Consider the following 23,162-nt stretch of genomic DNA (forward strand, 5'->3'; position numbering starts at 1 on the left):
AGTAGGGATATGGCTTTCCTCGACCGCACCGCGCGCGCGTTCCTGCTGACCGAAGTGATCTCGGGCTTCGCGCTGACGCTGAAATACATGTTCAAACCCAAGGTGACGGTGAACTATCCCTTCGAGAAAGGGCCACTGTCGCCGCGTTTCCGGGGTGAGCATGCGCTGCGCCGCTACCCCAACGGCGAAGAGCGCTGTATCGCCTGCAAGCTGTGCGAAGCGATATGCCCGGCGCTTGCCATCACCATCGAGGCCGAACCGCGCGATGACGGCAGCCGCCGCACCACGCGCTACGACATCGACATGACGAAGTGCATCTATTGCGGCTACTGCCAGGAGTCGTGCCCGGTGGATGCGATCGTCGAGGGACCGAACTTCGAGTTCTCGACCGAGACGCGCGAGGAGCTGATGTACGACAAGCAGAAGCTGCTCGCCAACGGCGACCGCTGGGAGGCCGAGATTGCGGCCAACCTGGCGGCCGAGGCACCGTACCGGTGAGCTGGGGGAGACAATCGTGATCCAGACCCTGGCATTTTATGTGTTTGCGGCCGTGACGGTGGTGTCCGCCTTCATGGTGATCTCGGCACGCAATCCCGTGCACTCGGTCCTGTACTTGATTCTGGCCTTCTTCAACTCGGCAGCCCTGTTCCTGCTGATGGGCGCCGAGTTCATCGCCATGATCCTGGTGATCGTCTATGTCGGGGCCGTGGCGGTGCTGTTCCTGTTCGTCGTCATGATGCTCGACATCAATATTGCCGAGCTGCGCCAGGGATTCCTGAAATACCTGCCGATCGGTGCTGCCGTCGGCACGGCGTTGTTTGCCGAACTGCTGCTGGTGCTGGGCGCCTGGTCGACGTCGCCGATTGCGGCTGAGGCGCTACGTGGCAAGACACCGGACCTGGCCAAGACGACCAATACCGAGGCGCTGGGCCGGCTGATCTATACCGATTACATCTTCCTGTTCCAGGCGGCGGGCATGGTGCTGCTGGTGGCCATGATCGGCGCCATCGTGCTCACCTTGCGGTCGCGGCCCGGCGTGCGGCGGCAGAAGATCGCCGACCAGATCGGACGTCGGCGCGAGGACGCCGTCGTGCTGGTCAAGACCGGAGTGGGCGAAGGAGTCTCGTCATGACGATCGGTCTGGCCCACTACCTGACCGTCGCGGCGATCCTGTTCGTGCTCGGCATCTTCGGCATCTTTCTGAACCGCAAGAACGTCATCGTCATCCTGATGTCGGTCGAGTTGATGCTGCTGGCCGTCAACATCAACCTGGTAGCGTTCTCCACGCACCTGGGCGATCTCATCGGGCAGGTGTTCGCCATGTTCGTGCTGACCGTCGCCGCCGCCGAAGCGGCGATCGGGCTTGCGATCCTGGTCGTCTACTTCCGGAACCGCGGCACCATCGCCGTCGAAGAAATCAACCTGATGAAAGGCTGAGGCCGGCTTGCCGGCACTCCGACGGACCCATGGAATTCCTGGTCAAAGCCATTGTCTTCCTGCCGCTGATTGCGGCCCTGATCGCCGGCTTCGCCGGCCGCGCGATTGGCGATCGCGGCGCGCAATGGGTGACCACCCTGGCGCTGATCGCGAGCGCCGTGCTGTCGTGGATCGTCTTCTTCAAGGTCGGCTTCGAGGGCGCCGGCGGTACGTATCGCATTGCCACCTGGATCGTGTCGGACACCTTCGACGGGGCCTGGAGCCTGCGCGTCGACACGCTGACGGCGGTGATGCTGATCGTGGTGACGACCGTCTCCTCGATGGTCCATCTCTATTCGATCGGCTACATGGCCGAGGATCCCAGCATCCCGCGGTTCATGGCCTATCTCAGCCTGTTCACCTTCGCCATGCTGATGCTGGTGACGGCGGACAACCTGGTGCAGCTCTTCTTCGGCTGGGAAGGCGTCGGCCTCGCGTCCTACCTGCTGATCGGCTTCTGGTACGAAAAGCCCTCGGCCAACGCCGCCGCCATCAAGGCCTTCATTGTCAACCGGGTCGGTGACTTCGGCTTCGCGCTGGGCATCTTCGCCGTCTATCTGATGACCGGTTCGGTGCAGTTCGACGCGATCTTCAAGCTCGCCCCCGAGCTGGCGAAGATGCACTTCACGTTCCTCGGCGCCGAAGTGCCGGCGCTCACCACGATCTGCCTGCTGCTGTTCGTCGGCGCCTGCGGCAAGTCGGCCCAGCTGGGCTTGCACACGTGGCTGCCGGACGCCATGGAAGGCCCGACGCCAGTCTCGGCCCTGATCCATGCCGCGACCATGGTCACGGCCGGCGTCTTCATGGTGGCTCGCCTGTCGCCGCTGTTCGAGCTGTCGCCGACGGCGCTGGCCGTCGTCACAATCGTCGGCGCCTCGACCGCGTTCTTCGCCGCCACCATCGGTCTCACCCAATGGGACATCAAGCGGGTGGTGGCGTATTCGACCTGCAGCCAGCTCGGCTACATGTTCTTTGCCTGCGGCGTGGGCGCCTACAGCGCCGGCATCTTCCATCTCATGACGCACGCCTTCTTCAAGGCGCTGCTGTTCCTCGGGTCGGGCTCGGTGATCCATGCCATGCACCACGAGCAGGACATGCGTCACATGGGCGGGCTGAAGAACAAGATCCGCCAGACCCATATCTTGATGTGGATCGGCACCTTGTCGCTGGCTGGCATCGGTATTCCCTTCATCCTGGGCAGCGGCATCGGCCTTGCCGGGTTCCACTCCAAGGACATCATCCTGGAGGCGGCCTACGGCGCGCATTCGGGAGTCGGCTTCTATGCCTACTGGCTGGGCATCGCTGGCGCCTTCATGACGGCCTTCTACTCCTGCCGCCTGATGTTCCTGACGTTCTACGGCAAGCCGCACGACCATCATCACTACGAGCACGCGCATGAATCGCCGGCCGTGATGCTGATACCGCTCTACGTACTGGCGCTCGGCGCGGTGGTGGCCGGCTTCGTCGGCTACGGCATCTTCGTCGGCGAGGGCTGGGCCGGCTTCTGGCGCGGTGCGATCGCAGCGGAGTCCACCAAGGAAGCGCTGCATCATGCCCATGAAGTGCCGTGGCTGGTGAAGCTGCTACCGCTGATCGCCGCCGTGGCGGGGATCACCCTGTCGTGGTGGTTCTACGTCGGATCCAAGTCCAACCTGCCGAAGATGATGGTCAACGCGTTCCCGCCGATCTACCGGCTGTTCTACAACAAGTGGTACTTCGACGAGCTCTATGACTTCCTGTTCGTGCGGCCGTCGATGTGGATCGGCCGCCAGCTCTGGAAGAAGGGCGATGTCGGCATCATCGACGGCATCGGTCCCAACGGGCTGGCCGCGGGTGCCAGCCGCATGTCGGGCATCCTCAGCCGGGCTCAGAGCGGCTATCTCTACCATTACGCATTCGCCATGCTGATCGGCGTCGCCCTGCTGGTCACCTGGTACATGCTCTCTCGCGGGCGCTAGATCATGTCATCCTGGCCGATCCTGTCGCTCGTCATCTTCCTGCCGCTCGTCGGCGCGGTGTGGATCCTCGCCGTCTGCCGTGACGACGAAACCGGTGCCAACAACGCCCGGCACGCTGCGCTGTGGACATCGCTGATCACCTTCGTGGTGTCGCTGGCGCTGTGGGTGAAGTTCGATCCCAAGAACGCCGGCTTCCAGTTCGAGGAGCACCTCGACTGGGTGCCGGCCTACGGCATCAGCTATCATCTGGGTGTCGACGGCATCTCGATGTTCTTCGTGCTGCTGTCGACCTTCCTGACGCCGCTATGCGTGCTGGCGAGCTGGACGGCGATCCAGAAGCGTGTGCGCGAGTACATGGTCGCCTTCCTGGTGCTCGAGACCTTGATGGTCGGCATGTTCTGCGCGCTCGACTTCGTGGTCTTCTACTTGTTCTTTGAGGGCGTGCTGATCCCGATGTTCCTGATCATCGGGGTGTGGGGCGGCAAGGATCGCGTGTACGCCGCCTTCAAGTTCTTCCTCTACACGCTCGCCGGCTCGGTGCTGATGCTGCTGGCGATCATCGCCATCTACTGGCAGGTCGGCAGCACCGATGTCGTGGAGGCGATGAACTTCAAGAAGCTGTCGTTCGAGTGGCAGTTCTGGCTCTGGCTGGCGTTCTTTGCCTCGTTCGCCGTCAAGGTGCCGATGTGGCCGGTGCACACCTGGCTGCCCGATGCCCACGTGCAGGCGCCGACGGCGGGCTCGGTGATCCTGGCCGGCGTGCTGCTGAAGATGGGCGCCTACGGCTTCCTGCGCTTCTCGCTGCCCATTATGCCTCTGGCGTCGGAGTATTTCGCGCCCCTGGTGTTCGGTCTGTCCTGCATCGCGGTGGTCTACACCTCGCTGGTGGCGCTGGTGCAGGAGGACATGAAGAAGCTGATTGCGTACTCCTCGGTGGCGCATATGGGCTTCGTCACCATCGGCATCTTCGTGGTCAACATGCAGGGCGTGCAGGGTGCCATCTTCCAGATGCTGAGCCACGGCGTGGTGTCGGCGGCGCTGTTCCTGTGCGTGGGCGTCGTCTACGACCGCCTGCATACGCGCGAGATCGCCGACTACGGCGGGCTTGCCAGCACCATGCCGAAATACGCCCTGGTGTTCATGGTCTTCACCATGGCCAGCGTCGGCCTGCCGGGGCTGTCGGGGTTTGTCGGTGAGATCCTGGTTCTTGTCGGCGCCTTCAAGGCCAACACGTGGGTGGCGACGATTGCCGCGACCGGCCTGATCCTGGGCGCGGCCTATGCCCTGTGGCTCTATCGCAAGGTGGTCTTCGGCACCATCACGCGGGATGCGGTACGCGCCATGCCCGACATGAGCATGCGCGAGATCGCCGTGTTCGCGCCGCTGATCCTGATCACGATCTGGATGGGCATCTACCCGTCTTCGTTCCTTGATGTGATGGATGCGTCCGTCGGCAAGCTGGTGGCCGACTACCAGGCGGCGCTGAAGGCTGCCAAGGCAACCGCGATGTTGGGCCGGTGACATGACGACTGGATTGGACAACTGGACCCTGGCAGCGCCGGAAATCTTCCTGGCTGCCGCGGCGATGATCGTGCTCATGGTCGGTGCCTTCCGTGGCGAGAAGGGTGCCGACCTGGTGTCATGGCTGTGCGTCGCGAGCCTGGGCGTCGCGATCTTCCTGGTATTGCGGCTGGAACACGGCGCGGCATTCCATGACCTGTTCCTGGTCGATGCCTTCACCAAGGCGATGAAGGTGCTGTCACTGGTGGCGGCGGGCATTGCCATCGTGATGTCGCGCAGCTTCTTCCTGCGCGCCGGCATGTGGCGCTTCGAGTTCCCCGTGCTCGTTCTGCTGGCGACACTGGGCATGCTGATCATGATTTCGTCCAACGATCTCATGACGCTCTATCTCGGGCTCGAGATGCAGTCGTTGGCATTGTACGTCACCGCCGCCTTCCAGCGCGACGATCAGCGCTCGACCGAGGCTGGCGTGAAGTACTTCGTGCTGGGCTCGGTGGCGTCCGGCATGATGCTGTACGGCTCGTCGCTGGTGTATGGCTTCGCCGGCACCACCAGCTTCCCCAGCCTCGCTGCCGGTTTCCTCGCTGGACAGGCATCGACCGGGGCCGTGATCGGCTTGGTGTTCGTGTTGGCCGGGCTGGTGTTCAAGGTCTCGGCCGTGCCGTTCCATATGTGGACGCCTGACGTCTACGAGGGCGCACCGACACCGGTGACGGCGCTGTTCGCTGCGGCACCCAAGATCGCGGCGCTGTCGCTGATCGTCTCGGTGGTCATGGGGCCGTTCCGCCCGCTGCTGCTGCAGTGGCAGCAGATCCTGATCGCGGTTGCCGTGCTGTCGACCATCTGGGGCGCGGTGGCGGCGCTGCGGCAGGAGAACATCAAGCGCCTGATGGCGTACTCCTCGATCGGCCATATGGGCTATGTGCTGCTGGGCCTGGCGGCGGCGACGGAGGAGGGCGTGCGCTCGGTGGTGGTCTACATGATCATCTACCTGGCGATGAACGTCGGAACCTTCGCCTGCATCCTCTCCATGCGCCGCAAGGGCGTGATGGTCGAGCGGATCGGCGATCTCGCCGGCCTCTCGACGCGCCAGCCCGGGATGGCGTTCGCGCTGTTGCTGTTCATGTTCTCGATGGCCGGCATCCCGCCGCTGGCGGGCTTCTTCGGCAAGCTCAACGTCTTCCTCGCGGCCATCAACGCCGGTCTCTACATTCCGGCGGCCATCGCCGTGCTCGCCTCGGTGGTGGGCGCCTACTACTACGTGCGCATCGTCAAGGTAATGTACTTCGACGATCCGGCGCCGGCGTTTGACCGGCCGGTGGAACGCGACATGGCCGTGATCATGCTGGCCGCGGCGCTGTTCGTCTTCCCGGTCTTCCCGGTCTTCCAGACGCCGTTCCTCAACGGCGCCCAGACGGCCGCCAAGACGTTCTTCTCCGGGAAGTGACTGCTTCATGGTGAGCTTGTCGAACCATGAAGCAGGTCGCACCACTGTTCGTGCGACGCCTTCATGGTTCGACCCGGTGAATGCTTCGCATTCACCTGTACTCACCATGAAGGCTACTTAGTCCGTCGCCGGGAATGCCGGTATGAACTCTCTTGTCCTCCCTTCAGGATGGACTGCAATCGTCTTCGAGACGATCGGTAGCACCAATGACGAGGCGTTGCAGCGTGCCGAGGCCGGTGCGTCGGAGGGCACGGTCATTGTCGCACGCCAGCAGGAGGGTGGGCGCGGGCGCCGCGGACGGTCGTGGAGTTCGCCGCCGGGCAACGCCTACAGCTCGACGATCGTTCGGCCACAGTGCGCGCCCGAGCGCGCGGCGCAGCTGGGGTTCGTCACGGCTTTGGCGGTCTGTGATGCGGCGGCAGCCGGCTTGCCGGCGACCCGCGCGATCCGCCTGAAATGGCCCAATGACGTGCTGGTCGACGGCGCCAAGATCTCGGGCATCCTGCTGGAGTCGGCCGTCGGGGCCGACGGCACGGTCGACCACGTGGTGATCGGCACCGGCATCAACGTCGCTGTGCCGCCGCCTGCCGGCGTGACGACCTACGCCGCCGCCTGCCTGCGCGACTTGGGCGACTCGCGGGATGTCCCGGTGGTCCTGCAGGCCTATCTGACGGCGCTGGCGGCGCGCCTGGCGCAGTGGCGACAGGGGTTCGAGGGTACGCGTGCCGACTGGTTGGCGCGCGCGGCGTGGTTGGGCGAAACGGTCGCGGTTTCGCAGGGAGAGACCCGGATCGAGGGCCGGTTCGCCGGGCTTGACGCCGACGGCGCGCTGCTGCTGGAACCGGCCGGTGATCCGCCAAGACGAATCGTTTCCGGCGAAGTGTTCCGACCTGTAGGCTAATGTCATCATCTCCTGCCGAAAGCCGGGAGTGTGAGTGCGCGGCGGTGGCCGCGCCGGGGTAAGGGGTCGTCCATGCTGCTTGCGCTTGATATCGGCAACACCAACAGCAAGTTCGCCCTGTTCGATGGCGAGACGCTGATCGCGCAATGGCGGCTGCGCACCGAGGGCAAGCGCACGGCCGACGAGTACGCTGTGTGGCTCAGCCAGCTGATGACGCTGAAGGGGCTCGAGATGAGCCAGGTGAAGGGCGTGATCATCGCCTCCGTCGTGCCGGCGGTCCTGTTCAACCTGCGCCGGCTGTGCGAAACCTACTTCGACGTCGAGCCCCTGGTCGTCGGTGATCCCAGCGTCAAGCTGGGGATCAAGGTGCTGATCGACCGGCCGCAGGACGCCGGCGCCGACCGCCTGGTCGATGCCATCGCCGGCTTCAGCAAATACGGCGGGCCGCTGATCGTGATCGACTTCGGCAGCGGCACGACGTTCGAGGTCGTCGACCGCGACGGCAATTTCTGTGGTGGCGCCATCGCGCCGGGCATCGAGTTGTCGATCGAGGCGTTCTATCTGATGACGGCGCGCCTGCCGCGGATCCGCGTCGAGCGGCCATCCGGTGTCGTCGGCAAGACGACGATCTCGGCCATGCAGTCCGGCATTTTCTGGGGTTATGTCGGCCTGATCGAGAGTCTCGTCACGCGCATCCAGGCCGAGTTCGGCGAACCGATGAAGGTGATCGCCACCGGCGGCTTGGCTTCGGTGTTCGAAGCCGAAACCAAGGTCATCCAGGCCATTGAACCCGACCTGACACTGTACGGACTGCTGGAGATCTGGCGCCGCAACTGCCCGCCGGCATGATGAGTGGCAGTACGCCATGCTTGAATAAATCCTCGCCCTGAGAAGCGCGCCGCAGGCCCCTCAGGATGAGGTAGTATCGCGTATGACCACGCCGAACGACGAACTGCTCTTCCTGCCGCTGGGCGGCGCCGGTGAGATTGGGATGAATCTCAATCTCTATGGCTGCCGCGGCAAGTGGCTGATGCTCGATCTGGGCGTCACGTTTGCCGATGACTCGATGCCGGGCCTCGACGTGCTGATGCCCGACCCGGCCTTCATCGTCGACCGCCGCGACGATCTGGTGGGGATCGTGCTCACGCACGCGCACGAGGATCATCTCGGTGCGGTCCCCGATCTGTGGCCGCTGCTGCGCTGTCCGATCTACGCCACGCCGTTTGCCGCCTCGGTGCTGAAGCGCAAGCTGGCCGAGGCGGGGTTGGGCGACGACGTGCCGCTGACCATCGTCCCGCTGGGCGGCAAGCTGTCGTTGCCGCCGTTCGAGTTGGAGTTCGTCACCATGACGCACTCCATCCCCGAGCCCAACGCGGTCGCGATCCGCACGCCACATGGCGTCGTCCTGCATACCGGCGACTGGAAGATCGACCCGGAGCCGCTGGTCGGGGAGGCGACAGACGAGGCGGCGCTGCGCCGGCTGGGCGAGGACGGCGTGCTGGCCATGGTCTGCGACTCGACCAACGTCTTCGTGCCCGGCGAAGCCGGCTCGGAGGCAGACGTCCGGCTGCGTCTGACCGAGGTGATCCGCCACCAGGAAGCGTTGGTGGCCGTGACCTGCTTTGCCTCCAATCTGGCGCGTGTCGAGAGCGTGGCACAGGCGGCGGTTGCCGCCGATCGACAACCGGTCCTGGTCGGCCGCGCGCTGCATCGCATGGTCGAGGCGGCGCAGGAAAACGGCTACCTGCTCGATTTCCCGGCGGTGGTCAGCGAACGCGATGCCGGCTGGCTGCCGCGCGATAAGGTGTGCCTGATCTGCACTGGCAGTCAGGGCGAGCCGCGCGCGGCGCTGGCCCGCCTCGCCTCCGGCGAGAACCGCGACATCGGACTGCAGCCCGGCGACACCGTGGTGTTTTCCTCACGCGTGATTCCTGGCAACGAGAAGTCGATCGGCCGGCTGCAGAACCAGCTGACGGTGATGGGCGTCGAGATCATCACCGATCGCGACGCCGACATCCACGTCTCGGGCCATCCGGCACGTGACGAACTGACCCGCCTCTACCAGTGGGTGCGCCCGCGCATCGCGCTGCCGGTGCATGGCGAGCATCGGCACATGGTCGAACACGCGGCGTTGGCGCAGGCCTGCCAGGTACCCACCGCGATCGTAGCGCCCAACGGCAGCCTGGTGCGGTTGGCGCCGGGACCGGCCACCGTGATTGATCACGTACCCACGGGCCGCCTGGCGCGCGACGGCACGCGGTTGGTGTCGATCGACGACACTGGCCTGCGCGATCGTCGCAAGATGCTGTGGAACGGCGCTGCCGTGGCGACGCTGGTGCTCGACCGGACCGGGCGTCCGCTGACGGCGCCGAAGCTGACGGTGCAGGGCCTGGGAGGCGATGCCGAGGCCCTGGACGAGGCCATCGCTGCCGGCGTCGAGGCGCTGCGGGCCTCGGTGACCGACCTCAGCGACAGCGAGGCGCGCGACGATGCCACCGTGGCGGAGGCGGCGCGACGGGCGGTTCGCCGTGTCTTCAAGTCGCGCTTCGACAAGAAGCCGTTGACGGACGTGCAGGTGGTCCGCATCTAGAGCGAAAGCGGCGGCGTTCTATCGCGACGAGCGCACCGGCACCCTGGGTTTCCATCTTCCGCAGGCGCGGAAGGAGGGAAAGCGACCGTCCATGAACGTGTATACCAGCATCCTCGTCTTCGCTGTCATCTGGTGGACGGTGATTTTTGCGATCCTGCCGATCGGCGTTCGCCGCGCTGAAAATCTGACGCAGGGGTCAGATCAAGGGGCACCGGAGCGTCCCGACCTGAAACGCAAGGCGCTGATTACAACCGCCATTACTGTCGTGCTGTGGCTGCTCTGGTACGTTGTATGGGTGATGGACGTGTTCGCCTTGCGCGGGGGCTGAAAAAGAGTCGACCGCACAAAAAACAAACGGTAAACCCCGGAGGATTTACCGTTCGCGCACACAACGGCTTCTTTCCAGTCGCACGGTTCTTGTGCCGTGTCTGCCCGTTTCCGGGCGCTTTTCCTCCCTCAAACTCGGGCTCCGGGCCTTAGCCCCAACCTACCCGACGCATGGTTTCTAGCGGAACCCGGAGGGTCTGCCTAGGAATTTTTCTTGCGAGCGGATACTTATTTTTGAAATCACAATGACTTGCAGAGATCGTTCGTCGTCATACCATTTCTTCGAGGCGGCCAGGTGTCGCACAGCAGATTGTCGATGGCCGCCTCGAAACATGCATCGTCAGCCGATGACGGCGAACTTGATCACGAACAGCACTGAGAGAATGCCAACGGCAGGATGCACATCGCGGATGCGGCCTGCCGCGATTTTGATCCCGGTGTAGGTGATGAATCCGAAGGCGATGCCTTCGGCGATCGAGAACGTGAAGGGCATGGCGAGTGCAGTGACCACGGCGGGCGCTGCTTCTGTAACGTCGCTCCACTCGATTTCAACCAGGCCGTGCGCCATGAGGCACGCGACATACAACAGCGCCGGCGCGGTCGCCCATGTCGGCACCGACGTCGCCAGTGGCGCGAAGAACAGGGCCAGCAGGAAGAGGATTGCAACGACGACGGCCGTCAGCCCGGTCCGCCCGCCGGCGTTGATGCCCGACGCGCTCTCGATATAGCTGGTCGTGGTCGATGTGCCGACCGCGGCGCCGATCATCGCGGCCGAGGAGTCGGCGATCAGGGCCCGACCCAGGCGCGGCACGGTGCCGTCTTTCCGCAGGAAACCGGCGCGGTGGGCGAGGCCGATCAGCGTGCCTGAATTATCGAACATATCGACGAACAGGAACGCAAAGATCACGGTGATGAGACCGACATTGAGCGCGCCAGCGAGGTCCATCTGCAGGAACACGGGCGCGATACTGGGGGGCGCCGAAACGACGCCGGAGAACTTGCTGACGCCCAGCAGCGCCGACGCGGCGGTGACGGCCAGCACGCCGATGATCACGCCGCCTGGCACTTTCCTGTACTCCAGCGCCGCGATCAGCACGAAGCCCAGCGCCGCGAGGATCACGGGCCAGCTCTTGAGATCGCCGGCCGTGATCAGGGTTGCCGGATGGGCGACGACGATCTTGGCGCCCTGCAAGGCGATCAGGGCCAGGAACAGGCCGATGCCGGCTGCGATCGCCATTTTCAGCGATTTCGGGATGGCGTTGACGATCCACTCGCGCACCGGCAGCACGCTGAGAATGAGGAAGATCACGCCCGAGATGAAGACGCAGCCGAGCGCCACCTGCCAGGTGAACTTCATGCCCAGCACGACGCCGAAGGCGAAGTAGGCGTTCAGTCCCATGCCCGGCGCCAGCGCGATCGGGTAGTTTGCCAGGAAGGCCATCAACAGCGTGCCGATGGCGGCAGCGACGCACGTCGCCACAAAGACGGCGTCCTGCGGCATGCCGGCCTTGGCCAGGATGTCAGGGTTGACGAAGATGATGTAGGCCATGGTCAGGAACGTCGTGATGCCGGCCAGGACCTCGGTACGAACCGTCGTGTTGTTTTCCCGCAGCTTGAATAGCGTTTCGAACATCTATTTCTCCCCGCGACTTTTATGAGCAGCTGGCAAACGCCATGTCGCTGCGGTGATTGTGCGAAAGGCGTACCAACCCGACCAGCCGCCGACTCGCGATTCCTGGGGAAAATCGTGATCACCGCTCCCGCGTGTGGAAGAGGCGAAACACCGGCGTTTGCCTTCCGGGCGGCCGTTGCCTAAATTCGCGCGTCTTTTGTAGCCAGTTTGGCTGCCCACCGAGCCCACGGGTCCCGATACGATGCGCCTCAGCCAGTATTTCCTGCCAACGCTGCGTGAGAATCCCGCCGAGGCCCAAATCGTCTCACATCGGCTCATGCTGCGGGCCGGGATGATCCGCCAGCAGGCGGCCGGCATCTATGCGTGGCTGCCTCTGGGCTATCGCGTGCTGCGCAACATCGAGCGCATCGTGCGCGAGGAGCAGGATGCCACCGGGGCCCAGGAAGTGCTGATGCCGACCATCCAGTCGGCCGACCTGTGGCGCGAGAGCGGTCGCTATGACGCCTACGGCCCGGAAATGCTGCGGATCAAGGACCGGCATGACCGCGAGATGCTCTACGGGCCGACCAACGAGGAGATGATCACCACCATCTTCCGCGACGGCGTGAAGACCTATCGCGACCTGCCGCGCAATCTTTATCACATCCAGTGGAAATTCCGTGATGAGGTGCGGCCGCGTTTCGGCGTCATGCGCGGTCGCGAGTTCCTGATGAAGGACAACTACTCCTTCGACATCGACAAGGCCGGTGCCACGCGGTCCTACAACAAGATGTTCGCCGCCTATCTGCGGACATTCGCGCGCATGGGCCTGAAGGCCATCCCGATGCGCGCCGATACGGGACCGATCGGCGGCGATCTCAGCCACGAGTTCATCATCCTTGCCGATACCGGCGAGAGTGCCGTGTTCTGCGACAAAGGCCTGGTCGACAAGGACATCCTGGGCCGGACCATCGACTATCAGGCCGATCTGCAGCCCCTGGTCAACGAATGGACGTCGCTCTACGCTGCGACCGATGAAATGCACGACCAGGCAAAATTCGAGGCTGACGTGCCGGCCGACCGACGCCTTACCGCGCGCGGCATCGAGGTCGGTCACATCTTCTATTTCGGCACCAAGTACTCATCACCGATGAACGCCGTGGTGTCGGGGCCCAAGGGCGAGTCGATCGCGGTCGAGATGGGTTCCTACGGCATCGGCGTCTCGCGCCTGGTCGGCGCCATCATCGAGGCCAGCCATGACGATGCCGGGATCATCTGGCCGGAATCGGTGGCACCGTTCAAGGTCGGCCTGCTGAACCTGAAGATCGACGACGGCGCGGTGTCGAAGGCGTGCACGGATCTCTACACCTCGCTCAAGGCCAAGGGTATCGAGGTGCTGTACGACGACCGCGACCTGCGGCCGGGCGCCAAATTTGCCGACATGGATCTGATCGGCGTGCCCTGGCAGGTCATCATCGGGCCCAAGGGGCTCGCTGCGGGCAAGGTCGAACTGAAGCATCGCGCGACCGGCGCGCGCGAGGAGTTGGTCCTCGACCAGGCACTGGCCAGGATCGGTGCCTGAGGGCCTCTTTCACCTCGCCCCGCGTGAGCGGGGAGAGGGGCGGGCGGCGCTACGCACGATCGCCTGGTACGGAGGGAAAACATGCAGGCCTTGATCCGGCTGAGCCTCGCCGGCCTGGCGTTCCTGGCCGGGGTGAGCGTCTGGGCCGCGGCCTGGGCGGAATATGTCGTGCCGGACATCGGGGTCCTTTTCCCGGATCGCCTGGCCTCGTTCGACCTGTTCAAGGGCGAGAAGTATCCTCAGGCCGAGCTCGGCCACGGTGTCGAGTATCGCGCACCTGGTTTTGCCGGTTCCGTGTACGTTTATCGTGGCCGCAACCCTTCGGTCCCCGACGGTGTCGCCAATAACGTGGTGCGCACCGAATTCGCCACGGCGCGCGGCGATGTCGCGGCGCTGGCGAAAATGAAGGGCGATTCCGAACCCGAGCTGCTGGGTGAACAGTCCGTCAAGGCGCTTGGCCTTGAGTTCCTGACGGCGACCTATCGTATGCAGCGCGGCGATCAGATCGTTACCAGCCTGGTCGGCATGACCGGCGCGCGCGGCTATTTCATCAAGCTGCGGGTCAGCGTGCCGGCGGCCGGCGCGGTGCCGGTGACGGACGAAACGTACGCCTTCATCGCCGCCGTCGCCCGCCTGCTGGCCAAGTCATCGAGTGCGATCGATGGTCGGCCCGTCACGGCTACCACGTTCACTCGATAGCATCGCACAATGGCTTTCAGCGCCGTCGAACGTCTGATCTCGCTGCGCTATCTCAGGGCGCGCCGCGAAGAGGGGTTTATCTCGATCATCGCCTGGTTTTCGTTGGTCGGCATCGCGCTGGGTGTTGGCACGCTGATTGTCGTCATGGCCGTCATGAACGGCTTTCGCGTCGAGCTGCTCAACCAGATCACGGCGGTCAACGGACAGCTCGGCGTCACCTCGGGCCGGGGGCCGATTTCCGACTATCAGCCGCTGCTCGACAAGATCCGCATGATCCCCGGTGTTGCCAGCGCCAACCCCGTGGTCGAAGGGCAGGCCGTCGTGGTGTCGACCGACGGCGTGCGCGGCGTGATGATCCGCGGCATGCGCTTGGAGGATCTCGAGGCGCGGGCGCCCATCGCGCGCTCCTTGCTACCCTCGGCCGCCACCGCTCGTCGTGATGCGTCGCGATCCGACGTCTGCGCTCCGCGGGACAAACCACCCACCGTTATTGGCGACCGCGGCCGGCTGCAGGACTTGGCCGATGACGGCAATGTCATTGTCGGCATCCAGTTGGCCGAGATCCTCGACGTGAAGGTCGGCAGCGAGATCGACATCGTCTCGCCGCGCACCATCGATACGCCGGTGGGCCGCGTGCCGCGCAAGATCCGGGTTCGTGTCGCGGCGGTCTTCGAAGTCGGCATGTACGACTACGACTCGAACTTCATCTACATGCCCATGGAGAAGGCGCAGGACTTCTTCGACCAGCCGGGCCAGGCCTCGCTGATCGAGGTATTCGCCGCCGATCCTGGCAACTACCAGCGGCTGGCACCGCGCATCTCGGAAGCCGTCGAGTGGAAGGCCTACGCCTTCGACTGGATCGAGGCCAATGCCGGCTTTTTCAACACGGTGCAGGTCCAGACCAATGTGATGTTCCTGGTGTTGACCCTGATCATCGTCGTGGCGGCGTTCAACATCGTGTCCAGCCTGATGATGCTGGTGCGGACCAAAGGGCCCGATATTGCCATTCTGCGCACCATGGGCGCCTCGCGCGGCCAGATCCTGCGCATTTTCCTGGTCGACGGCATGGGTATCGGTCTCGTCGGCGTTGGCCTGGGTGTCGGCCTCGGCCTGCTGTTCGTGCGCAACATCGAGGCGCTGCGACAGGCGATCCAGTCGACGTTCCGCGTATGCCTGTTCGATCCGCAGCTCTATCTGCTATCCGAATTGCCAGCCCGCATCTCCAGTGGTGAAGTGATCTTGATCGCCGTCATGGCGCTGGTCTTCGCCTTCCTTGCCACGCTCTATCCGGCATGGACCGCGACCCGGCTCGACCCTCTGGAGGGCCTGCGCCGTGGATAGGTCCCGCAAGCGGGGGAAGGTACTGGGTATCCCATGACTCTCTTCCCGTCCCAATCCGAGCGGATGATCGCGTTGCGCTACCTGCGCACGCGCGAAAAGGATGGCTTCATCTCGTTCATCGCCATCTTCTCGCTGATCGGGGTCGCGCTGGGCGTCGCGACCCTGATCGTCGTGCTGAGTGTGATGAACGGCTTCCGCGGCGAACTCTACAACCGCATCCTGGGCATGAACGGTCACGTCCGGGTGGCGCCGGAAAAGGGCGTTCTCGGCGAATGGGAACCGCTGGCGGAACGCCTGGCCACGATACCGGGTGTGCGGTTGGTGACGCCGACGGCCGAGCGGCAAACCATGGTGACGGCCGATACGATCTCGCGCGCCATCACCATACGAGGCATCCGGCCCGAGGATCTGGAGTCGCGCGATATCGTTGCGCGGAATCTGACCAGCGGCAACCTGGCCGATTTCACGAGCAAGACCAATCCGATCGTCATCGGCGACAGGTTGCGCCAGGCATTGGGACTGCGCCTGGGTGATCAGTTGCGCGTCATCGCCTATGTCCGGGACGAGAAGGGCGCCGTGCAGACGCGACCCGTGACCTATGAGGTGGTCGCCACATTCCTGAGCCGGCGCAGCGAGTTCGACCTGACGCTGGGATTCATTCCGCTCGATCTTTTTCAGGAGGATTTCGGGCTGGCCGAGGACGCCGTGACGGCGCTCGACATCATGATCGACGATCCGTCGCGCGCCGCCGATGTGGTCTCCATGGTGCGCCAGAAGCTTGAACGCGACGGGTTGCGCGTCAGCGACTGGCGGACGCGCAATGCCCGCCTGGTCGGGGCTCTGGATCTGGAACGCGTCATGATGTTCCTGATCCTGGGGTTGATCGTGCTGGTCGCCTCGATGAACGTGATCGCGAGCTTCACCATGCTGGTGCGGACCAAGGGCAGGGGGATCGCCATTCTGCGCACCATGGGTGCGACGCGCGGCGGCGTGGTCCGTATCTTTTTCCTGGCCAGCGCCAGCGTCGGCGTTGTCGGAACGCTCATCGGTGCGGCGCTTGGACTTCTGATCTGCGCCAGCATGAAGTCGATCGGCGCCGCCCTGACGGCCATCACGGGTGGGCCGATGCGCAGTAGCGAGGTGGACTTTCTGGCCACGCTGCCGGTGCGCGTCCAGGCCAGCGAGGTGGTCTCGATCCTGGTTCTGGCACTGGTGCTGTCGCTGGCGGCCGCCATCTATCCCGCGCGGCGCGCCGCGAGTCTCGATCCGGTAGAGGCCCTGCGTTATGAGTGAATCGGCAGCAGCCCTGGCGTTGCGCGACATCCGCCGTACGTTCCACCAGGGCGACCGCAGCCTGGAAGTGTTGCGCGGCGCCTCGTTCAACCTGCAGCCCGGCGAGATCGTGGCGCTGGTCGGCCCGTCGGGTGCCGGCAAGTCGACGCTGCTGCATATCGCCGGCCTGCTGGAGAAGCCGGACGATGGCGACGTGCTGCTGGACGGCAAGCCGGCCGCCTCGCTTTCCGATCGCGAGCGTACGGCGTTGCGCGGTCGCTACCTGGGCTTCGTCTACCAGTACCACCACCTGCTGCCCGAGTTCTCGGCACTGGAGAACGTGATGCTGCCGCAGATGCTGGCCGGCATCGGCCGTAGCGTGGCGCGCAGCCGGGCGCGGGAACTGCTGGCGATGGTTGGCCTCGCCGAGCGCGAGAGCCATCGGCCGGCACGGCTGTCGGGCGGCGAGCAGCAGCGCGTTGCGATCGCGCGGGCTGTCGCCAATGCGCCGCGCGTGCTGCTGGCCGATGAGCCGACCGGCAACCTGGATCACACGACCTCGGACGCGGTCTTCCGCCAGCTGCTGGCGCTGACCCGCGGCGCCAACCTGGCGGCGCTGATCGCCACGCATAATCCCGAGCTTGCATCGCGCATGGACCGTATCGTGCGCCTGGAAGACGGTCTGCTCGTGCCGGGATGAATGCGCGTGTCATCGACGGGAACGCGACTGCTGCCGGCCTGCCATGTATACGCATGGCTATATCGAAGATGCGATCCGACAGGCGATATGGCGGTCACCATTTGTAGTGTTTCAGAGCAGCCGAGGGCTACCAGCCGCTAGCCGAGACTCGCATCAGGGCGCTATTCGGTGCAGGCTGGCTCCGAGGAAGCTGTTGCCGTGTCGTCAGCCTGCCCACAACGGAGGGAAACCATGTCCGATCATCTGAATTTTTACATCAACGGTGCCTGGGTGGCGCCGGCGGAGTCGCGGCCGTTCGACGTGATCAACCCTGCCACCGAGGAGCCGTGCGCGCGCATCAGCCTGGGCTCGGCCAAGGACGTTGACAGCGCGGTGGCGGCAGCCAAGGCGGCCTTCCCCAGCTTCTCGCGCACGACGCGGGAGGAAAGGGTGGCGCTGCTGGAGGCGATCCTGGCCGCCTACAAGAAGCGCTACGACGACGTCGCCAAGGCGATCTCGATGGAAATGGGGGCGCCGATCACCCTGTCGACCAAGGCGCAGGCGGCGACCGGCGTCGGCCACCTGATGCAGATGATCAAGGTGCTGAAGGAGTTCCAGTTCGAGGAGATGCGCGGCACCACCTTGCTGGCCAAGGAGCCGGTCGGTGTGTGCGGCTTCATCACGCCGTGGAACTGGCCGATCAACCAGATCGTGTGCAAGGTGGCGCCGGCGCTGGCGGCGGGCTGCACCATGGTGCTGAAGCCCAGCGAGATCGCGCCGCTCAACGCCATCCTGTTCGCCGAAGTGATGCACGATGCCGGCGTGCCCAAGGGCGTCTTCAACCTGGTGAACGGCGATGGCCCGACCGTGGGCCAGGCGCTCTCCTCGCACCCCGATGTCGACATGGTGTCGTTCACCGGTTCGACCCGGGCGGGCGTTCAGGTGGCCAAGGCGGCCGCCGACACGGTCAAGCGCGTACACCAGGAGTTGGGCGGCAAGTCGGCCAACATCGTGCTGCCCGACGCCGACCTGGAGAAGGCCATCAACGGTGGTGTCCGCGGCGTGATGCAGAACAGCGGCCAGTCGTGCAACGCGCCAACCCGCCTGTTCGTGCAAAAGGGCCAGCACGATGCGGCCGCCGCGATTGCCAAGAAGGCAGCCGAAAGCCTGAAGGTCGGCGATCCGACGGTGCCGGAGACGGCGCTCGGTCCGGTGGTGAGCGAACTGCAGTACAACAAGATCCAGCGCCTGATCGAGGCGGGGATCGCCGAGGGTGCCACCCTGGTGACCGGCGGACCGGGCCGCCCGGAGGGCGTCAACCGCGGCTACTACGTGCGGCCCACGGTGTTCGCCAACGTGCGCAACGACATGACGATCGCCCGCGAGGAAATCTTCGGACCGGTGCTGTCGATCCTGCCGTACGAGACTGAAGAGCAGGCGGTCACCATGGCCAACGACACGCCCTATGGCCTCGCTGCCTATGTCCAGTCCGGCAGCGCCGAGAGCGCACGCCGCGTGGCAGGTCAGCTGCGGGCAGGCAACGTGCATCTCAACGGCGCCGCCATGGACATGTCGGCACCGTTCGGCGGCTTCAAGCAGTCGGGCAACGGCCGCGAGTTCGGCGAGTGGGGCCTGGACGAGTTCCTCGAGCTGAAGGCCGTCCTCGGCGTCAAGGCGGCGTAGCGCGAAACAGCACTGGGCGGCCACCGTGGCCGCCCAGTACTGCACACTCAGTCTTTGCTCTATGGGGGCGTCAGTCGGTGCGGCCCGCAAGGAGTGCTTCGACGATGCTCGCCCATTCTGTCTCCAACGATTCTGCAGCCTCAGGGCGCTGCGCGCGGCGATACCAGTAGCCGGCATTCGACAGGTCGCCTTCGACACGATGAAGGTGCGCGTGCACCCAGGCGCTGGTGCGGTCGTCTTGTTCCTGTGTGACTTCATGCGCCTTCTTCCAGTCGCCCTTGCCCAGCCACCACAGGGCGAGAAGCGGCGGTGAAAGACCGGCAAGCGGGGCGTCGGCTCTGAGCGACTCTTTGAAACTGGCCATGTCCATGGTTTGCCTCCGGCTGGCCGGCGAGGGCTCGTGGTGTACGAATACCACGGTCGGCCCTTCCAGCGCTTCGCGCCATGGGCGCTGACGGAACCGAGACGCTGCCGTGCCTTGATTCCATTGGAAAAAAAGTACGTCTCACGCCTGGCGGCCCGGCGCAAAGCATTGATCAGACGGCCCTGGTTTTCCACATCCCATTTGACGGAAGATAGCGGTCAACGATCAACACCCCCTCGGCCCCATGTCCTTTGCTCCTTTCGTCCATTTGCGTGTGCGCTCGGCCTATTCGTTGGCCGAGGGTGCCATCAAGCTCGACAAGCTGGCCGCGCTGACCAAGTCCATGGCCATGCCGGCGGTGGCTGTTACCGACCGCGACAACCTGTTCGGTGCGCTGGAGTTCGCCCAGTACGCCTCGAATGCGGGCGTGCAGCCGATCGTCGGCTGTGATCTCGCGATCCGGCGCGAGGAGGAAGGCGGTATCGCCGGCACGGTCAAGGCGCCGCAGGCCGACTGGCTGGCATTGCTGGCGCAGAACGAGCAGGGCTATCTCAACCTGCTGCGGCTCGTCAGTGCGGCGCACCTGCAATTCAAGACCGGCTCGCTGGCGTCGCTGCCGCTGGCGGAACTGGAAGGACGCACCGAGGGGCTGATCGCGCTGACCGGCGGTGCGACCGGTGCGCTCGGCCGCTTGCTGGCCGAGCGCCAGGATGTCGCGGCCGGCCATCTGCTGGAACGACTGAAGGGGCTGTTCGGCGATCGGCTGTACATCGAACTGCAGCGTCACGGCGAGGCGGTCGAGCGACGGATCGAACCGATGCTGGTCGATCTGGCGTACAATCACAGCCTGCCGCTGGTGGCCACCAACGACGCGCACTTCGCTTCGCCCGACATGTTCGAGGCGCATGACATCCTGATGTGCATCGCGCAGGGCACGCTGCACGACGATCCCAACCGGCGGCGGCTGACGCCGGAGCACTGGCTGAAGCCGGCCGACGCCATGCGCACGCTGTTCGCCGACCTGCCCGAGGCATGCGACAACACGCTGGCCGTGGCGCAGCGCTGCGCCTACATGCCCGAGCCGCGCAAGCCCATCCTGCCGCGCTATCCCCAGCTGGGCGAGCGCTCCGAGGGTGCCGCGCTGCGCGAGATGGCCGAGACCGGTCTTGTCGCCTTGCGCGATGCCGGTCGACTGGCCGAGGGGATCCCCTTTCCGGACTACGAGAAGCGGCTGGCCTACGAAGTCGACATGATCGACCGCATGGGGTTCTCGGGCTACTTCCTGATCGTCGCCGACTTCATCCGCTGGGGCAAGGACCACGACGTGCCGATCGGGCCGGGCCGTGGTTCCGGTGCCGGTTCGCTGGTTGCCTGGGCGCTCAAGATCACCGATCTCGATCCCCTGCGCTGGGGTCTGCTGTTCGAGCGGTTCCTGAACCCCGAACGCGTGTCGATGCCGGACTTCGATATCGACTTCTGCCAGGACAAGCGCGGCAGGGTCATCAAGTACGTGCGTGACGAGTACGGCGCCGATCGCGTCGCCTCGATCATCACGTTCGGCAAGCTGCAGGCGCGCGCGGTGCTGCGCGACGTCGGGCGCGTGCTGGGCATGCCCTATGGCCAGGTCGATCGCATCTGCAAGCTGGTGCCCAACAATCCGGCCAAGCCCGTGACGCTGGCGCAGGCACTGGAGAGCGAGCCGCTGCTGAAGGAGCAATACCAGGACCCGGAGATCAAGCGCCTGGTGGACCTGGCGCTGCGCCTGGAGGGATTGTTCCGCAACGCCTCGACCCACGCCGCCGGCGTGGTGATCGGCGACCGTCCATTGGACGAACTGGTACCGCTCTACCGCGATAGCGACGACCAGAACCAGCTGCCGGCGACCATGTTCAACATGAAGTGGGTCGAGACGGCGGGCCTGGTGAAGTTCGACTTTCTCGGACTGAAGACCCTGACGGTCCTGGAGAAGGCCGTCGATCTCATCGGCCGCGACAGGATCCATCTGCCGTCGCTGCCGCTGGAGAACGAGCCGACTTATCGCATGCTGGCGCGTGGCGATGTCTCGGGCGTGTTCCAGCTCGAAGGCAGCGGCATGCGCGACGTGCTGCGCAAGATGCGGCCTGACCGCTTCGAGGACATCATCGCGGTGGTGGCGCTGTACCGGCCCGGCCCGATGGAGAACATTCCCAGCTACATCAAGCGCAAGCAGAAGGAAGAGCCGATCGATCACCTGCATCCGATGCTGGAGGGCATTCTCAAGGAAACCTACGGCATCATCATCTACCAGGAACAGGTGATGCAGATCGCCCAGGTGCTGTCCGGCTACTCGCTGGGCGGCGCCGACCTTCTGCGTCGCGCCATGGGCAAGAAGATCAAGTCCGAGATGGACGCGCAGCGCGCGATCTTCATCGAGGGTGCCAAGAAGAATGGCGTGCCGGCAGCCCAGGCGTCATCGATCTTCGACCAGGTCGACAAGTTTGCCGGCTACGGCTTCAACAAGTCGCACGCCGCAGCCTATGCGCTGGTGTCGTATCAGACCGCTTATCTGAAGGCGAACTTCCCGGTCGAGTTCATCGCCGCCTCGATGACCCTCGATATGGGCAACACCGACAAGCTGTCGCTGTTCCGTCGCGAGCTCGATCGGCTGCGCATCGCCATGCTGCAGCCTGACGTGAATGCGTCGGGTGCCGAGTTCACCGTCGAGACGGCGGAAGACGGCAAGAAGGCGGTGCGCTATGCGCTGGGTGCCATCAAGGGCATCGGTCGCGACGCGATGGAGACCCTGGCACAGGAACGGCGTGCCAAGGGTCCGTTCAAGTCGCTGTGGGACTTCGCCGAGCGTCTCGATACACGGGTGCTGAACAAGCGGCAGTTGGAGAACCTGGTGCGCGCCGGCGCATTCGATTCGCTGAACCCCAACCGGGCCCAGACCTTCCAGGCCATCGAAAGCCTGATCAAGCATTCCAACGCCACGCACGAGAGCCGCCGCAGCGATCAGGTGGCCCTGTTCGGCGACGATACGGCGGCACGGCGTCCGCCGTTGCCCAAGGTCAGCGACTGGTCGGCCATGGAGCGTCTCAACCACGAGATGGCGGCGATCGGCTTCTATTTCTCATCGCACCCGCTGGCCGCCTATGGCCGCAGCCTCGAGCGCCTGGGTGTCGTCCGTGCCGCCGATCTGCCGGGACGACTGTCGAATGGCAGCGCCCGTGTGAAACTCGCCGGCACCGTCATCGACAAGGCGGAACGCACGTCGGCCAAGGGCAACCGGTTCGCCTTTGTCTCGGCCTCCGATGCCTCGGGGAATTTCGAACTCACGGTCTTCAGCGAAGTGCTGAGCGCCAAGCGCGACCTGCTGCAGCCGGGCATGGCCATCCTGGTATCGGCCGACGGACGGATGGACGGCGAGCAGATCAAGCTCACGACTCAGACCGTGGAGAAGCTTGATGATGCCGTTCAGCACGCCGCGGCGGGCCTGCGCATCACGCTCAACGATGCCACAGCGTTGGCCCGGCTGAAGGAGATCATCGGCCAGGCCAAGGGACGCGGCCGCATCAGCCTGTTGATGCAGCTGGATGGCGACAACGAAGCCGAGCTGACGCTGCCGGGCGGCTACGCCGTCGCCCCGGGCATGCGCGAGAGCCTGTGGAGCGTGCCGGGCATCACCCAGGTCGAGGAAGTGTAGGGCTTGACCTTTTTCGGACTGCGCG

General features: G+C 64.8%; 19 protein-coding genes. 17 read left to right on the forward strand and 2 right to left on the reverse strand.

The window, feature by feature from the left end; genetic code table 11:
* Window positions 1-9 precede the first annotated feature (9 nt).
* The 10 genes from nuoI to FQU96_RS20635 all read left to right on the forward strand — a co-directional run bounded on the left by nuoI (window position 10) and on the right by FQU96_RS20635 (window position 10,221).
* A complete protein-coding gene (gene nuoI, locus FQU96_RS20590; RefSeq protein WP_146543203.1) occupies window positions 10-498 on the forward strand; it encodes an NADH-quinone oxidoreductase subunit NuoI in 489 nt (162 codons plus the stop codon).
* Between the two features lie 13 nt (window positions 499-511).
* Entirely contained in the window at window positions 512-1,132 is a 621-nt protein-coding gene (locus tag FQU96_RS20595) for an NADH-quinone oxidoreductase subunit J (protein ID WP_146543383.1), read from the forward strand.
* Window positions 1,129-1,437 (forward strand): NADH-quinone oxidoreductase subunit NuoK, encoded by a 309-nt coding sequence (nuoK, locus tag FQU96_RS20600; RefSeq protein ID WP_146543204.1) that lies wholly within the window; start codon window positions 1,129-1,131, stop codon window positions 1,435-1,437. The genes FQU96_RS20595 and nuoK overlap by 4 nt, the downstream gene beginning before the upstream one ends.
* A gap of 29 nt (window positions 1,438-1,466) precedes the next feature.
* Window positions 1,467-3,434, forward strand: a complete 1,968-nt coding sequence (nuoL, locus tag FQU96_RS20605; RefSeq protein WP_218574785.1) for an NADH-quinone oxidoreductase subunit L — start codon at window positions 1,467-1,469, stop codon at window positions 3,432-3,434.
* Between the two features lie 3 nt (window positions 3,435-3,437).
* Entirely contained in the window at window positions 3,438-4,955 is a 1,518-nt protein-coding gene (locus FQU96_RS20610; protein WP_146543205.1) for an NADH-quinone oxidoreductase subunit M, read from the forward strand.
* Window position 4,956: 1 nt separating this feature from the next.
* Entirely contained in the window at window positions 4,957-6,402 is a 1,446-nt protein-coding gene (gene nuoN / locus FQU96_RS20615) for an NADH-quinone oxidoreductase subunit NuoN (protein WP_146543206.1), read from the forward strand.
* Window positions 6,403-6,544: 142 nt separating this feature from the next.
* A complete protein-coding gene (locus FQU96_RS20620) occupies window positions 6,545-7,303 on the forward strand; it encodes a biotin--[acetyl-CoA-carboxylase] ligase (protein WP_146543207.1) in 759 nt (252 codons plus the stop codon).
* A gap of 72 nt (window positions 7,304-7,375) precedes the next feature.
* The gene (locus FQU96_RS20625) at window positions 7,376-8,152 is read left to right on the forward strand and encodes a type III pantothenate kinase (protein WP_146543208.1); all 777 of its coding nucleotides are present in this window, start codon (window positions 7,376-7,378) and stop codon (window positions 8,150-8,152) included.
* Window positions 8,153-8,234: 82 nt separating this feature from the next.
* Entirely contained in the window at window positions 8,235-9,893 is a 1,659-nt protein-coding gene (locus tag FQU96_RS20630) for a ribonuclease J (protein ID WP_146543209.1), read from the forward strand.
* A gap of 91 nt (window positions 9,894-9,984) precedes the next feature.
* Window positions 9,985-10,221 carry a DUF1467 family protein gene (locus FQU96_RS20635; RefSeq protein WP_146543210.1) on the forward strand — a complete coding sequence of 79 codons (237 nt, stop codon included), beginning with the start codon at window positions 9,985-9,987 and terminating at the stop codon, window positions 10,219-10,221.
* A 339-nt stretch (window positions 10,222-10,560) separates the two neighbouring features.
* Here FQU96_RS20635 and FQU96_RS20640 read toward each other — a convergent pair whose 3' ends face one another.
* Entirely contained in the window at window positions 10,561-11,853 is a 1,293-nt protein-coding gene (locus FQU96_RS20640; RefSeq protein ID WP_146543211.1) for an NCS2 family permease, read from the reverse strand.
* Between the two features lie 241 nt (window positions 11,854-12,094).
* Here FQU96_RS20640 and proS point away from each other — a divergent pair, with 241 nt between their 5' ends.
* The 6 genes from proS (at window position 12,095) to FQU96_RS20670 (ending at window position 19,088) form a co-directional block, all read left to right on the forward strand.
* On the forward strand, window positions 12,095-13,414 hold the full coding sequence (gene proS, locus FQU96_RS20645) for a proline--tRNA ligase (protein ID WP_146543212.1): 1,320 nt from the start codon (window positions 12,095-12,097) through the stop codon (window positions 13,412-13,414).
* 81 nt (window positions 13,415-13,495) lie between these two features.
* Complete coding sequence (locus FQU96_RS20650; RefSeq protein WP_146543213.1) at window positions 13,496-14,113, forward strand: hypothetical protein; 618 nt, start codon at window positions 13,496-13,498, stop codon at window positions 14,111-14,113.
* Window positions 14,114-14,122: 9 nt separating this feature from the next.
* Window positions 14,123-15,454 (forward strand): FtsX-like permease family protein, encoded by a 1,332-nt coding sequence (locus FQU96_RS20655; RefSeq protein ID WP_146543214.1) that lies wholly within the window; start codon window positions 14,123-14,125, stop codon window positions 15,452-15,454.
* A gap of 33 nt (window positions 15,455-15,487) precedes the next feature.
* The gene (locus FQU96_RS20660) at window positions 15,488-16,747 is read left to right on the forward strand and encodes a lipoprotein-releasing ABC transporter permease subunit (RefSeq protein WP_146543215.1); all 1,260 of its coding nucleotides are present in this window, start codon (window positions 15,488-15,490) and stop codon (window positions 16,745-16,747) included.
* A complete protein-coding gene (locus FQU96_RS20665) occupies window positions 16,740-17,426 on the forward strand; it encodes an ABC transporter ATP-binding protein (RefSeq protein WP_146543216.1) in 687 nt (228 codons plus the stop codon). Before FQU96_RS20660 ends, FQU96_RS20665 begins: the two co-directional genes overlap by 8 nt.
* A 231-nt stretch (window positions 17,427-17,657) precedes the next feature.
* The gene (locus tag FQU96_RS20670; protein WP_146543217.1) at window positions 17,658-19,088 is read left to right on the forward strand and encodes an aldehyde dehydrogenase family protein; all 1,431 of its coding nucleotides are present in this window, start codon (window positions 17,658-17,660) and stop codon (window positions 19,086-19,088) included.
* A 70-nt stretch (window positions 19,089-19,158) separates the two neighbouring features.
* Here FQU96_RS20670 and FQU96_RS20675 read toward each other — a convergent pair whose 3' ends face one another.
* Window positions 19,159-19,458 carry a hypothetical protein gene (locus tag FQU96_RS20675; protein WP_146543218.1) on the reverse strand — a complete coding sequence of 100 codons (300 nt, stop codon included), beginning with the start codon at window positions 19,456-19,458 and terminating at the stop codon, window positions 19,159-19,161.
* Between the two features lie 238 nt (window positions 19,459-19,696).
* On the opposite strand from FQU96_RS20675, the gene dnaE reads away from it, so the two are divergent.
* Entirely contained in the window at window positions 19,697-23,137 is a 3,441-nt protein-coding gene (dnaE, locus tag FQU96_RS20680; protein ID WP_146543219.1) for a DNA polymerase III subunit alpha, read from the forward strand.
* Window positions 23,138-23,162: the final 25 nt, after the last annotated feature.

This window comes from Reyranella sp. CPCC 100927 (genome assembly GCF_007859315.1).
Classification (GTDB): Bacteria; Pseudomonadota; Alphaproteobacteria; order Reyranellales; family Reyranellaceae; genus Vineibacter.

Coding starts and splice junctions, on each gene's coding strand:
- nuoI (WP_146543203.1), top strand. CDS start 10: ATGGCTTTCCTCGACCGCACCGCGCGCGCGTTCCTGCTGACCGAAGTG.
- nuoK (WP_146543204.1), top strand. CDS start 1,129: ATGACGATCGGTCTGGCCCACTACCTGACCGTCGCGGCGATCCTGTTC.
- nuoL (WP_218574785.1), top strand. CDS start 1,467: ATGGAATTCCTGGTCAAAGCCATTGTCTTCCTGCCGCTGATTGCGGCC.
- FQU96_RS20610 (WP_146543205.1), top strand. CDS start 3,438: ATGTCATCCTGGCCGATCCTGTCGCTCGTCATCTTCCTGCCGCTCGTC.
- nuoN (WP_146543206.1), top strand. CDS start 4,957: ATGACGACTGGATTGGACAACTGGACCCTGGCAGCGCCGGAAATCTTC.
- FQU96_RS20620 (WP_146543207.1), top strand. CDS start 6,545: ATGAACTCTCTTGTCCTCCCTTCAGGATGGACTGCAATCGTCTTCGAG.
- FQU96_RS20625 (WP_146543208.1), top strand. CDS start 7,376: ATGCTGCTTGCGCTTGATATCGGCAACACCAACAGCAAGTTCGCCCTG.
- FQU96_RS20630 (WP_146543209.1), top strand. CDS start 8,235: ATGACCACGCCGAACGACGAACTGCTCTTCCTGCCGCTGGGCGGCGCC.
- FQU96_RS20635 (WP_146543210.1), top strand. CDS start 9,985: ATGAACGTGTATACCAGCATCCTCGTCTTCGCTGTCATCTGGTGGACG.
- FQU96_RS20640 (WP_146543211.1), bottom strand. CDS start 11,853: ATGTTCGAAACGCTATTCAAGCTGCGGGAAAACAACACGACGGTTCGT.
- proS (WP_146543212.1), top strand. CDS start 12,095: ATGCGCCTCAGCCAGTATTTCCTGCCAACGCTGCGTGAGAATCCCGCC.
- FQU96_RS20650 (WP_146543213.1), top strand. CDS start 13,496: ATGCAGGCCTTGATCCGGCTGAGCCTCGCCGGCCTGGCGTTCCTGGCC.
- FQU96_RS20655 (WP_146543214.1), top strand. CDS start 14,123: ATGGCTTTCAGCGCCGTCGAACGTCTGATCTCGCTGCGCTATCTCAGG.
- FQU96_RS20660 (WP_146543215.1), top strand. CDS start 15,488: ATGACTCTCTTCCCGTCCCAATCCGAGCGGATGATCGCGTTGCGCTAC.
- FQU96_RS20665 (WP_146543216.1), top strand. CDS start 16,740: ATGAGTGAATCGGCAGCAGCCCTGGCGTTGCGCGACATCCGCCGTACG.
- FQU96_RS20670 (WP_146543217.1), top strand. CDS start 17,658: ATGTCCGATCATCTGAATTTTTACATCAACGGTGCCTGGGTGGCGCCG.
- FQU96_RS20675 (WP_146543218.1), bottom strand. CDS start 19,458: ATGGACATGGCCAGTTTCAAAGAGTCGCTCAGAGCCGACGCCCCGCTT.
- dnaE (WP_146543219.1), top strand. CDS start 19,697: ATGTCCTTTGCTCCTTTCGTCCATTTGCGTGTGCGCTCGGCCTATTCG.